The sequence below is a fragment of the Xenorhabdus khoisanae genome, from assembly GCF_001037465.1.
Classification (GTDB): Bacteria; Pseudomonadota; Gammaproteobacteria; order Enterobacterales; family Enterobacteriaceae; genus Xenorhabdus; species Xenorhabdus khoisanae.
The window spans coordinates 56,599-70,178 of the sequence record NZ_LFCV01000092.1 but is presented as its reverse complement, the minus strand read 5'-3'; the positions used below and the strand labels follow the sequence as shown (position 1 = coordinate 70,178).

The 13,580-nt window shown below is 43.4% G+C and carries 7 protein-coding genes; 5 read left to right on the top strand and 2 right to left on the bottom strand.

Features of this window, described 5'->3' with window-relative positions; genetic code table 11:
- Positions 1-604 precede the first annotated feature (604 nt).
- On the top strand, positions 605-1,648 hold the full coding sequence (locus AB204_RS14075) for a M4 family metallopeptidase (RefSeq protein ID WP_053067913.1): 1,044 nt from the start codon (positions 605-607) through the stop codon (positions 1,646-1,648).
- A gap of 157 nt (positions 1,649-1,805) precedes the next feature.
- Here AB204_RS14075 and AB204_RS14070 read toward each other — a convergent pair whose 3' ends face one another.
- Positions 1,806-3,491, bottom strand: coding sequence for an ArnT family glycosyltransferase (locus tag AB204_RS14070; protein ID WP_047963997.1), 1,686 nt, complete (start codon positions 3,489-3,491; stop codon positions 1,806-1,808).
- 356 nt (positions 3,492-3,847) lie between these two features.
- Between AB204_RS14070 and AB204_RS14065 the strand changes: the two genes are divergently transcribed.
- From AB204_RS14065 to rluA, 3 genes are all read left to right on the top strand, one after another.
- Complete coding sequence (locus AB204_RS14065) at positions 3,848-6,190, top strand: DNA polymerase II (RefSeq protein ID WP_411354718.1); 2,343 nt, start codon at positions 3,848-3,850, stop codon at positions 6,188-6,190.
- A gap of 216 nt (positions 6,191-6,406) precedes the next feature.
- Entirely contained in the window at positions 6,407-9,316 is a 2,910-nt protein-coding gene (gene rapA / locus AB204_RS14060; RefSeq protein ID WP_047963995.1) for an RNA polymerase-associated protein RapA, read from the top strand.
- 168 nt (positions 9,317-9,484) lie between these two features.
- A complete protein-coding gene (rluA, locus tag AB204_RS14055) occupies positions 9,485-10,138 on the top strand; it encodes a bifunctional tRNA pseudouridine(32) synthase/23S rRNA pseudouridine(746) synthase RluA (protein ID WP_047963994.1) in 654 nt (217 codons plus the stop codon).
- A gap of 31 nt (positions 10,139-10,169) precedes the next feature.
- On the opposite strand, the gene djlA is transcribed toward rluA, so the two are convergent.
- On the bottom strand, positions 10,170-10,994 hold the full coding sequence (gene djlA, locus AB204_RS14050; RefSeq protein WP_047963993.1) for a co-chaperone DjlA: 825 nt from the start codon (positions 10,992-10,994) through the stop codon (positions 10,170-10,172).
- Positions 10,995-11,176: 182 nt separating this feature from the next.
- On the opposite strand from djlA, the gene lptD reads away from it, so the two are divergent.
- A complete protein-coding gene (lptD, locus tag AB204_RS14045) occupies positions 11,177-13,540 on the top strand; it encodes an LPS assembly protein LptD (protein ID WP_047963992.1) in 2,364 nt (787 codons plus the stop codon).
- Positions 13,541-13,580: the final 40 nt, after the last annotated feature.

The following is a 13,580-nucleotide window of genomic DNA, read 5'->3' as shown; positions in this document are numbered from 1 at the left end:
TAAAGGGACAAAAACTCATTTACTTCGTTTATAACGATGTTGCGCTTAATATGTGAATCCAAGCAATATGGTCATGATATACTCAGTGGCTTAGATGTATTAATCAATGGAGAAGAAGTTATAACAATTGTTTGATATTATTCTTTTTTTAACTTTGTAATGTTCAGAATTCTACCCAAAAATGGCAGTTTAAACGGGCACTAAAGAAGCATGAATTATTCATTATTTTTTATACTACCCAATTCCACTTTCTTATAAACAACCAAATTTCCCCGCTCTTAATTTAGCCTATGTCCCTACCAAAACAACACCATTCTCTTAGAGATCAAATCTTATTTCTTCAGATAAATAATCAATCGCATTTTTCTAGCTTAGCAAAGATTTTTTTCCACATTAACAAAATATCAATCACCACTCTGCATATAATACCAAGATAAATATAAAATAATTATCACTCATCTATTAAAAAATCTCATTTCATTTATAAATTAATATCTAAAAACCACAAAAAAACTCATTTAATTATTGGAAAATCCTCGCAACCTAGACTAATAATTAATTAAGAGCAATAAAGAGAGAATTTTACAATAACAGGAACTAGATTATGAAAATATTTAAAAGAAATATTCCTTTGTATACATTTAATCCTATTGATGAAATTCACGACCTCAATTACAAAGGTGACACATCAGATAAATTAAAAAATACTGGCAATGTAAAGATTAACCCCCTTGAGACTAGCCTGAGATTAGGTAACTATCATCCAGGTTCAGATAATAAATTAAACCGAATAATTTACGATGCTGAAAACCAAAGTGAACCGCAATTAAAAAAAATAATCTTAAAGGATGATTGGTACCCAGATGAAAAATATAAGTATCCAAGCAAGGATGTAGCTGCTAATGAAGCTTATGATTATCTTGGAACAACTTATACATTTTATAAAAAAATTTTTGAACGTAATTCAATTGACAATCGAGGGATTAAATTAATTGCCTCTGTACACTGGGGAACAAATATTGGAAATGCCGGATGGGGCAATAATCAAATGGTTTTTGGTGATGGGTTATTCCCTTATACTAATCGGTTTACCAGCTGTATTGATGTTATTGCACATGAGTTCACTCACGGTGTTATTGAATATGAAGCAAACCTTAAAGACTCTAATCAATCTGAAGCACTAAACGCATCTATTGCAGATGTGTTTGGGATTATGGTAAGACAATATAAGGAGAACCAAAAAGCGAATGAATCTGATTGGCTTCTAGGTAAAGAACTATTAGGACCGAAACGCAATCCAAATAACGATCCTAATATCGCAGACCGTTCGATGAAAGCACCAGGAACTGCCAACGAAGAAGATTCTCAAGTCGACCATATGAATAAATATACAGGGGATTACTATGTAGACTCCGGCATCCCCAATAAGGCATTTTATTTACTGGCTACCAAATTAGGAGGCTATTCGTGGCAACGAGCAGGGAAAATTTGGTATGAAACATTACTAGATAAGAGCCTGTCACAAAAAGCTACCTTTGATGAATTTGCATCTTTAACTGTTAGACATGCAAAAACGTTATTTGGCAAGCAAGTTTCAGATATTGTCATTGATTCTTGGAATCAAGTTGGTATTTTTCCCGTTCAATAAAATATTGAATCCTAATAAATGAAATTTCCTACATATTGAATACATATATTTATCTTGTATGCTGAATAAGATAGTTGTTTTTATAAAAAAACACTTTACCTATAGTTATAAATAAAGCGCCATTAAATGGCGCTTTATTTATATTATTTTTATCTCCCTACCCCGCCTTTTTATAAACTACCAAATTCTCACGATCTTGACCCGGCCTGTGCCCCTGCCAGAATAACACCATGCCTTTAGGTGCAGGATCTATCTCTTCAGATAAAAATAAAACAAGCAACCAGTCACATTTTTTGGGTGCATCAAAGGTTTTCTGTTGTTGATGCAAAATATGGGCGTAGTAATAGAGCATTGGCGCTTCAGATTCGCCAATGTTATATGAAGCCATGCAGTCATTATCTTGATATACCCCTGCTAGCTTCTCCTTTAAATCAAGAAAAGTGCCTTGATAGCCTTTGGTGTAGTCAATCCAGCCCACAAATAATGTAAAGACTAATCCCCAAACAGAGGCGATACCCAGAACCCAGTTTTGTGCAGCGCGCAAAGCGGGTAATTCGGAAATAAGCCAATTTTTGACTACCCATACTGCTGTAATTAAAACAGCGCTAGTAAATATAAATCCAGAAAAATGTATCTGATAACTCATTGGCAACCATCTGCCGAGTGGCGTTAACCAGTGCTTATAATCCGTAGAAAGTGCTAAGAAATAACAGCCCCATAAAAATATAATCAGAACAGACCAAAGTATGGAGGAAAATAAGGTTAAATATTTATAGATTATTTGAGGTATTTTAATGAAGGTCTCTGTTGCTAAAATTGCCATGGGTGCAATAAAAGGCAGTAAATATAATGCCCGACCAGAGGCTGATATTTGCAATAGAACAACACCTAATACAACAAAGGCGGAGCAAAGGAAATAATGTTTATCAGAAAATGACTTGATTGGATTCATTAATATGAAGATGAAAGCCAACACACCTGATGGCAGAGCAAATAAAAGTACGGCTTCGGGGATCATGGTCAAGTTACCTCTGGCTCCGAGGTCTTCAACAGAGAAACCTAAAAAGCGACCGATATTGTTATCCCAAAACCAGACTTTAAATAAATCAGGATGTTCAACAAGTAACATGACTGGCCACGGCAGGATGAATGCCAGTGCAATAACGCCTGATAAGAAAGTATTTAACCCATATTGTTTAGTTCGACACTGTCTTAGAAAAATGGGGGCAAGAAGCAAACAAATCCATAATAAGCCCGGAATAAATACCCCTTTTGATAACAATGTCACAACCGTACCAATAATTAACCATAAACAGGAGTAACTTGTTTTTTCCTGTTTGATTAATCCCAGTAAGCCATATAAGCCGATGGTTGTTCCTGCTATCAATGAGGTATCAGTAAACATATCGTGACTGTGACGAACCAGGCCGGGAGCACTTGCATACAAAGCAAAAGCAATCCATATCCGGCTGTCTGTAAAGTGTCTGACATCAAATACACGCCGGGATAACAGAATGAAAAAGGAAAAGTTGATTATAGAAAAAAATAAAGTGGCGGTTCTGGCTGCATCATGCATCGGAAGCCAAGGGGACAATAAATGTATAAACGAGGTTGCTGTCCAATAATACAGAGGGGGCTTTTCCATAAAAGGTTGCCCGGCATTTTTGGGTACTAACCAATTTTCCGTTTCATACATGGTTTGAATAATACCGAAACTATAATTTTCATCTTGTTTCCAGGGAGTATGCCCATAAATACCAGGTAATAAATAAAGCAACGTGAAAGCTAGAAATAACAGTAACGCTTTGATATCTGTCTGAGTCAGTTTATTGGGATTATTCATCAATGTTTACCAGATTCAATTAATATTTATCTTCTCCATAAAAAACGATAACATCTTATACAATTAAAAATAATAACAAAAGGTACTGACTCTCAATCAATAAGCATTCAATCTTTGTAGTTGGTTAATATCATTGATATTAACTTAATAAAATTAAATCCATTGAAATGGATTTCTAAATTTTAGTTACAATATTAATTAATAAATACGATTTCTTCAGGAAAATTTTTATTCCCACCCCAATCCTTAATTCCACAAAAAATACTGTATAAATAACCACTATCAGTGCTATGATTGAAATTACCTTCTACAAAACCAGATATGGCTGATTGCTCTTACTCAAGAAAACCATGCAGATAAATCACGTTGAACAAGGTCTTATACTGACCCGTCACTGGAAAGATACCTCGTCTGGCATCGAGTTGGTGTATTGGCTGGCGACAGATAACGGGACACGTCGCATCACCATTCCTCATCAAAAAGCCGTTGCCTTTATTCCTCAACATGATTTACCTAAAGCCAAGCGTTTATTGGCACAAGAAAAACATTGCCAACTAAAGGCGTTGTCACTAAAAGATTTCAACCGTCAGCCTGTCGCAGCACTGTATTGCTTACAATATCATCACCTGCAATATCTGAAAAAAAACTTTAAAGAACAGGATATTCCGCTCTACGAGGCGGATATTCGCCCCCCCGATCGGTATATGATGGAGCGCTTTATTACTGCCCCTGTCTGGTTCAGCCAAAAATCTGACGGAAGCTATCAGATGAAGCCAAATCCCACCTATCGCTCTAAGCTGAAATGGGTATCTCTGGATATTGAAACCAGTCAGCATGGGGAATTGTATTCCATTGGCCTGGCGGGATGTGGTGAGAAAACCGTGTTTATGCTGGGACCGAAAAATGGCAGCCAGCAGGATCTCAATTTCAAACTGGAATATGTCGCCAGCCGCCCATTGATGCTGGAAAAATTGAATGAATGGCTGGCTCATTACGACCCAGATGCCATTATTGGCTGGAATCTGATTCAGTTTGATTTAAGGGTGTTACAGCAACATGCTGAACGCTATAACGTGCCGCTAAAATTCGGCCGTAATCATGGTTTGCTCGAATGGCGGGAGCATGGTTTCAAAGCAGGGCACTTTTTTGCCTCAGCAGAAGGCCGCTTGATTATTGATGGCATTGATGCGCTGAAAACCGCAACGTGGAATTTTCCTTCATTCAGCCTTGAATATGTTGCACAAGCGCTATTGGGGGAAGGGAAATCCCTTGATAATCCCTATGACCGCATGGATGAAATCAATCGTCGCTTTCAGGAAGATAAGCCCGCCCTCGCCCACTATAATTTGCAGGACTGTATTCTCGTCAATCGTATTTTTGAGAAAGCGGATCTGATGGCGTTCTTGTTGGAACGCGCCACGGTAACAGGCTTGGCGGTGGATCGCAGCGGAGGTTCTGTGGCTGCGTTCACCCATCTTTATCTGCCAAGAATGCACCGGATTGGCTATGTCGCTCCCGTTCAGCCAACTTATTTCGACGATAACAGTCCGGGAGGTTTTGTGATGGATTCATTTCCGGGATTGTATGATTCGGTATTGGTGCTGGATTACAAGAGCCTTTATCCTTCGATTATTCGTACATTCCTGATTGATCCGGTCGGTATAGTCGAAGGAATTGCCGCTCCCGACTATAAACATGCCGTTCCCGGTTTTAAGCAGGCATTTTTCTCCCGTACGCAACATTGCCTGCCCGATATCGTTACGCAAATCTGGTACGAACGTGACAAGGCTAAAAAGCAACAGAACGCTCCGCTTTCCCAAGCCCTGAAAATTATTATGAATGCGTTTTATGGTGTGCTCGGTGCTTCCGGCTGTCACTTTTTTGATCCTCGCCTGACGTCCTCAATTACCATGCGGGGGCATAAAATCATGCATCAAACCCGTGACTTAATAGAATCGCAGGGTTATCAGGTGATTTATGGCGATACAGATTCTACGTTTGTTTGGCTGAAACGCCCCCATTCTGAAGAAGAAGCCAGCCAAATTGGTCATAAGCTAGCGCAATTTGTTAACCGATGGTGGAGTGATCATCTAAAAACTGAATTCAACCTTAAAAGTGTGCTGGAATTGGAATTTGAAACACACTATCGGCGCTTCCTGATGCCAACGGTACGAGGTGCGGAGCAAGGCAGTAAAAAGCGCTATGCCGGGCTGAGTGGCGATAAAGTGATCTTCAAAGGGCTGGAAACGGTAAGAACTGACTGGACACCGCTCGCACAAATATTTCAAAAAGAGCTATATGCTCTGATCTTCCATCAGAAACCCCATCAGAATTATCTCCGTGAATATATTGCCAAAACACTGGCAGGTGAGTTTGATGATCGCCTTGTTTACCGCAAACGGTTACGCCGCAAATTGTCCGAGTACCAGCGCAATGTTCCCCCTCATGTCAGGGCTGCACGTTTGGCGGATGAATATAACCAACAGCATAATCGCCCATTGCAGTACCAAAACGGAGGTTGGATCAACTATATCATCACCCAATCCGGGCCTGAACCGTTGGAAAATCAGACTTCACCACCCGATTATGAGCACTATATCAATAAGCAGTTGATGCCGATTGCCGATGCTATCTTGCCATTTATTCAAGATGACTTTATGACCTTGCTGACGGGGCAAATGAGCATCTCTTTTGAGTAATGGATATTTTTGCAGGTGACGGCTTGCTCAGCATCAATTAACATATCGCCCCTCTAAAGGGGAATGGTACTTTTGTGACCTCGTTATCAAAGAACAGGTGCTATAAAGCCCATTAAAACTATCCCTATCGATAACCAATGATGATCGATATCCAACAAAAGCAGCCATCCTGCAACCATAAATAACATTGTCTAACAGAAAACTGAGCCAAAATTTATGCCCTTTACTCTTGGTCAACGCTGGATAAGCGATACAGAAAGCGAACTTGGATTAGGAACAGTCGTAGCGCTTGATCCGCGCATGGTAACGTTGCTTTTTCCTGCCAGCGGAGAAAACCGCCTTTATGCACGCAATGACTCCCCCATTACCCGCGTTATGTTTAATGTGGGCGATACCGTAACCAGTCACGAAAGCTGGAAACTCAAGATCGATGACGTTCAGCAAGATAATGGCCTGCTGATCTACGTCGGTACTCGTTTGGACACCGAAGAAGAAAATATCTGCCTGCGGGAAGTTTTTCTGGATAGCAAGCTGACGTTTAATAAGCCGCAGGATCGTCTGTTTGCCGGCCAAATTGACCGCATGGATCGCTTTGCACTACGTTTTCGCGCCCGTAAGCACCAGAGCGAACAATTTCGTCTGGCTGAAAGTGGGCTGCGTGGCATTCGTGCCAGTTTGATCCCTCACCAGTTACACATTGCCAATGAAGTGGGTAAGCGTCACGCACCTCGTGTGTTACTGGCGGATGAAGTTGGTCTGGGTAAAACTATTGAAGCGGGTATGATTATCCACCAGCAATTGATGGCCGGACGTGCAGAGCGTGTGTTGGTCATTGTGCCAGACAGTCTGCAACACCAATGGCTGGTAGAAATGCTGCGCCGATTCAATCTGCGTTTTTCGCTGTTTGATGATGGTCGATATAGCGAAGCGCTGCATGACAGCGATAACCCCTTTGAAACCGAGCAATTGATTATCTGTTCTCTGGATTTTGTTCGCCGCAATAAGCAGCGTTTCGAACATCTGCTGGAAGCGAGCTGGGATTTAATGGTGGTGGATGAAGCTCACCACTTGGCATGGAGCGAAAAAGCCCCAAGCCGCGAATATCATGCTATCGAACAATTGGCAGAGCAAATTCCTTCTGTTCTGCTGCTGACAGCGACACCTGAGCAGTTGGGGCAAGAGAGCCACTTTGCCCGTTTGCGTCTGCTGGACTCGAATCGCTTCCACGATTATCAGGCATTTATTGATGAACAACAGAAATATCGCCCTGTTGCTGATGCCGTCACGTTATTGTTGTCCGGTGAAACGCTGAGTAATGATCAGCAAAATGTGATTGTTGAGCTGATCAGTGAGCAGGATATTGAACCTCTGCTGAAAGCAGCAAACAGCCATCAGGACGAAGAGAGTGAAAATGCTCGCCGTGAACTGATCTCCATGCTGATGGATCGCCACGGCACCAGCCGATTGCTGTTCCGTAATACCCGTGGTGGTGTGAAAGGTTTCCCTCATCGTGAACTGCACGAGATTAAGTTACCGTTGCCTGCCCAATATCAGACGGCAATCAAAGTTTCTGAAATCATGGGCGCAAAAAAAACCGTGGAAGCACGCGCCAAAGATATGCTCTATCCTGAGCGGATCTATCAGGAGTTCGAAGGTGAAAACGCCACATGGTGGAACTTCGACCCTCGCGTAGAATGGCTGTTGGGTTTCTTGATGGCAAACCGTGACGAAAAAGTTCTGGTGATCTGTGCCAAAGCAGAAACTGCGCTGCAACTGGAGCAAATTCTGCGTGAGCGCGAAGGTATCCGCAGTGCCGTATTCCATGAAGGCTTGTCCCTGTTGGAACGCGACCGTGCAGCGGCTTACTTTGCTTCTCAAGAAGAAGGGGCACAAGTGCTGCTCTGTTCTGAAATTGGCTCCGAAGGGCGTAACTTCCAGTTTGCCAATCAGCTCGTCATGTTTGATCTGCCATTCAACCCTGATTTGCTGGAGCAGCGTATCGGACGTCTGGATCGTATCGGTCAGAGCCGCGATATCAAGATCAGCGTGCCTTATCTGGAAAACACGGCGCAATCGATTCTCCTGCGCTGGTATCACGAAGGTCTGGATGCGTTTGAACATACCTGCCCAACAGGCCGTCCTATCTATGACAAGTATTATGAAGTTCTGTTGAATTTCCTTGCCAAGCCAAACGAGCAGGCGGGCTTCAATGAATTTATTACGGAATGCCGCACACATCACGAACAACTCAAACAGCAACTGGAACAAGGCCGTGACCGTCTGCTGGAAATGAATTCTAACGGCGGCGAGCAAGGCCAGAAACTGGCAGAAACCATTGCCGCACAAGATAACGATACGGATCTGGTGAATTTTGCCCTGAACCTGTTCGATATTATCGGCATCAATCAGGAAGATCGCTGCGATAATATTATCGCCCTGCAACCATCCGATCATATGCTGGTACCTGATTTTCCCGGATTACCGCAAGATGGCTGCTCCATTACGTTTAGCCGGGAGAAAGCACTGTCCCGTGAAGATACTCAATTCCTGAGCTGGGAACATCCCATCATCCGTAATGGTCTGGATTTAATCCTGTCAGGAGATACCGGAAGCTGCGCTGTTTCTATTCTGAAAAACAAGGCACTGCCGGTCGGTACGCTGTTGGTTGAGTTAATTTACGTTGTTGAAGCTCAAGCGCCTAAACATCTGCAATTGACCCGCTTCTTGCCACCAACACCAGTGCGCCTCTTGTTGGATCTGAAAGGCACCAATCTGGCTCCTCAGGTAGAGTTTGAAAGTTTCAACCGCCAATTAAATGCCATCAATCGCCACAATGCCAGCAAACTGGTTAATGCGGTACAGCAAGAAGTTCATGCGATTTTGCAGCAATCAGAGCCTCTGGTTGAAAAGCAAGCGCGTGAATTGATTGAAAAAGCCAAAAAAGAAGCAGATGAAGTGCTGTCAGCAGAGTTGTCACGTCTGGAAGCCCTGAAAGCGGTTAACCCGAATATCCGTGATGATGAGTTGGACGCAGTGGAATCTGAGCACAAGCATTTGCTGCTTAACCTTGATCAAGCTAACTGGCGTCTGGATGCTATTCGTCTGGTGGTTGTTTCTCATCAATAATAGTTTCCCACCAGTAATAGCGGTTTATCAATAATGGCTTATCGCCAATAATTGCTTTAAACTCAGGGGGTTTTCTTCACGAAAGCCCCCGTCATTTTTCCGATTCGACTATTTTTTCCGATTCGACTATTTTTCGACACAACCATCCTTCAACATATGGGAGCTACTATGCTGGAGTCTTATAATCCCCCGACAGATCCTTGGTTATATGTGCTGTACCAAGACGAACACATTATGGTTGTCAATAAACCCAGTGGATTGCTTTCTGTGCCGGGCAAAGCAGAAGAGCACAAGGACAGTATCATGACGCGGGTACAGGCGGAGTTTCCCACCGCTGAATCAGTACATCGATTGGATATGGCCACCAGCGGTATTATGGTTGTTGCACTGACTAAAGCCGCCGAACGTGAATTGAAGCGCCAGTTTCGTGAACGCGAACCGAAAAAAGTGTATATCGCGCGGGTATGGGGAAAACTGGAGCCGGAAGAAGGATTGGTGGATCTACCGTTAATCTGCGACTGGCCGAATCGTCCGAAACAGAAAGTCTGTTTTGAAACCGGTAAATCGGCGCAGACAGAGTATCAGGTACTGGCGTATGAAGCACAAGCAACGCGGGTCAGGCTGGCACCAATCACAGGACGTTCGCATCAGCTCCGCGTACATATGTTAGCACTTGGCAACCCTATTCTGGGGGATCGATTCTATGCCCATGAACAGGCAAGGGAATTAGCGCCTCGTCTGCAATTACATGCCCAAGAACTCTTCATTACTCATCCGGCTTATGGCACTCCAATGCATTTTGAGTGCAAGGCAGATTTTTAACGTATGCTCTTTTGGCACATTTGGATAAGCGCTATTTAAAGCCCTTCTCTTTTTTAATTAAATCGTAAGCAGACTGGATGGACTGCGCTTTTTGTTTCGCAAGTTCCATCATTTCTGGAGGCAAACCTTTCGCCACCAGTTTGTCTGGATGGTGTTCACTCATGAGTTTTCGATAAGCCCGCTTAATGGTTGTGGCGTCATCCTGTTCATTGACGCCCAATACCTTACAGGCATCTGCCAACGTTGCACGCTGCTGCCCACGACCTTGGTAATGCCCGTATTGCTGATGCTGCCCACCAAAATTCTGCCCGTCAAAATGACGCCCGCCTTCCATCATAGCAAGGAACTGTTCAAATTGAACACGGGAAATCCCCAGTTCTTCGGCGATAACAAATAAAACTTTTCTTTCGTTAGGATGCAGTTCACCGTCAGCAAATGCAGCCTGTAACTGAATTTCCAAAAACATCCGGATCAGGTCAAAACGACCAAAGCAAGCACGCCGTAATTGTCGTAATGTTTCACGCAGAGGGAATTGAGGCTGTTTACCCTCACGAAATGCCTGTTGGGCGGCAAGCCTGGCTTCACCATGCAGTTGCATTCTGTCCATCAGTTGAGTGGCAAGCTGGATATCTGTTTCTGTTACCCGGCCTTTTGCTTTGGTTATATGCCCCAATACTTGGAAAGTACTGCGAAAAAACAGTAACTGTCGGGTCGGGCCTTTAGCATCGGCACCTAAATTTCGTGCCCTGACTTTGTCAAGAATGTGACCCAACAACACGCCAATCACAATCCCCCAAAAACCAGCACCAGACGCAATACCAAATATTAATCCAAATAATTTTCCCCAATACTGCATATAGTCTTCAATTCCCCAATGCCCTTAGCGCAATTTTGCATTATCATACTATTCATTAAGCTCTGTGCCTAACAACAAGATAAGCAAAGTTAAACTTTACTCTGGTGCATATATCTCAACTACGTTAGTCTCTGAACATTTGCCGGCACGATGGCACTGATGACGGAACCGCATAAACATCTATGAACAAATGTTATCCTACCCTGCTGGCCACAATGGTATGGGCCGCACTTTACAGTCAGCAGGCACATGCTGACCTCGCAGCACAATGTATGCTGGGTGTCCCTGTCTATGATAAGCCGATTATCACAGGTGATCCCAATAAAATGCCCGTTAACATTAAATCCGAAGATACTCGTGGCGAATATCCTAATGCGGTTGAGTTCATTGGTAATGTTGATATCCGGCAGGGAAATAAAACGCTGACAGCCGATAAAGTCAGGCTTGAGCAAACACAAGATAAAGAACCCGTTCGTACTATTACCGCAACAGGTAATGTCAGCTATGATGACCCTCAGATCATTTTGAAAGGGCCACGTGCCTGGGCTAATTTGAACAATAAAGACACCGACGTGGAACAAGGCAAATACCAAATGGTTGGCCGCCAGGGACGTGGCAGCGCAGATAAGATGATGCTGCGTGATGAAAACCGCTATACCATTTTAAATAACGGGATATTTACCTCTTGTTTGCCGGGCAATGATAGCTGGAGTGTTGTCGGTTCCGAAGTGATCTTGGATCGCGAAGAAGAAGTGGCTGAAATCTGGAACGCCCGTTTCCGGGTTGCCAATGTGCCGGTATTTTACAGCCCGTATTTGCAGTTACCGATTGGTGATAAACGCCGCTCTGGTTTCCTGATCCCCAATGCCAGTTTCTCCAATAAAGATGGCTTCCAATTCCTGCTGCCGTATTACTGGAATATCGCACCTAATTATGATGCCACGATCACTCCGCATCTTATCACTATGCGCGGCTTGAAACTGGACAATGAATTCCGTTACTTGACTAAAGCCGGTACGGGTACGGTTGCGTTGGATTGGATCCATAATGATCGCTTGTATGCAGATGATAAAAAATTCGATAAGAATTTAGCCAAGAGGGACAGTAATAGCCGTTGGTTATTCTATTGGAATCATAGTGGTGTCATGGATCAGGTCTGGCGTTTTAGCGCCGACTATACCAAAGTCAGTGATCCGAACTATTTCAGTAACTTTACTTCTCAGTATGGTTCTAGCACGGACAGTTATGCGACCCAGAAATTCAGTATTGGTTATGCGCAACAGAACTGGAATGCCACACTCGCAACCAAACAGTTCCAGATTTTTACCATTGACGATAGAAGAAGGGCCTACCGGGCAACTCCTCAGTTGGATCTGCATTATTATAAAAACGATTTAGGGCCATTTGATTTTAATGCCTATGCCCAAGCAGCTAAATTTACCAGTGTTGGTAACCAGTGGCCAAATGCAACACGCTGGCATCTGGAACCCACCATTAACTTGCCGCTCTCCAACGGCTGGGCCAGCATCAACAATGAATTTAAGTTGATGGCGACGCATTACCAACAGGATCTTACTGAGGAAACCAAAGCCAATAAAGATACGGCCTTATTGGAGAGATCAGTAAACCGTCTCCTGCCTGTATTTAAATCAGATGCCAAGATGGTGTTTGAACGCGCCATGTATTTTAATCAGGATTACACCCAGACGCTGGAGCCACGCGTTCAGTATCTGTATGTGCCTTACAAGAATCAAAATAACATTAACAACTTTGATTCCTCCCTGCTGCAAGCCGACTATACCGGATTGTTCCGTGACCGCTTCTACAGTGGGTTAGATCGCATTTCATCTGCCAATCAATTTACGACGGGTGTAACTACCCGCATTTATGATGAAGATTTAGTTGAACGTTTTAGCCTGTCCGTAGGTCAAATCTACTACTTTGAACGTCCACGTACTGAAGATACTGAACCTAATTCAGGTTCTAAAGATATCATCGGCAACAAAAAGGGAACGGGCGCCACGACATGGGCCGGAGATGCGCACTGGAGAATCAATGATTCCTGGGGGCTCAAAGGCGGGCTGCAATACGATAACCGTCTGGGCAGTTTAACCATGGGCAATGCAGTAGTGGAATACCGTCGTGATGCTGATCGCATATTGCAGTTAAACTATCGTTTTGTTGACCGCGATTATATTCAGGCCACGCTCAAAGGCGGTGCGCCAGCTTATCAACAGGGTATTTCGCAGGTTGGGATGGTGGCAAGCTGGCCATTGACGGATCACTGGGCATTTGTCGGAGCGTATTACTACGATACCAAAGAGAAACAACCTGCGAACCAGATGGTTGGCCTGCAATACAACACTTGCTGTTGGGCAGTCAATGTGGGCTATGAACGCAAAATCGTCAACTGGAGGTTCGGCAGCAGTCAGTATGACAACAAATGGTCATTCAATGTTGAACTTCGTGGCTTAAGTAACAATCACAGTTTGGGTAGCCAGAAAATGCTACAGCAAGGTATTCTTCCATACCAGCGTGCATTCTGATACCGATAAACTCTGATACCGATAAACACAACGTATACAC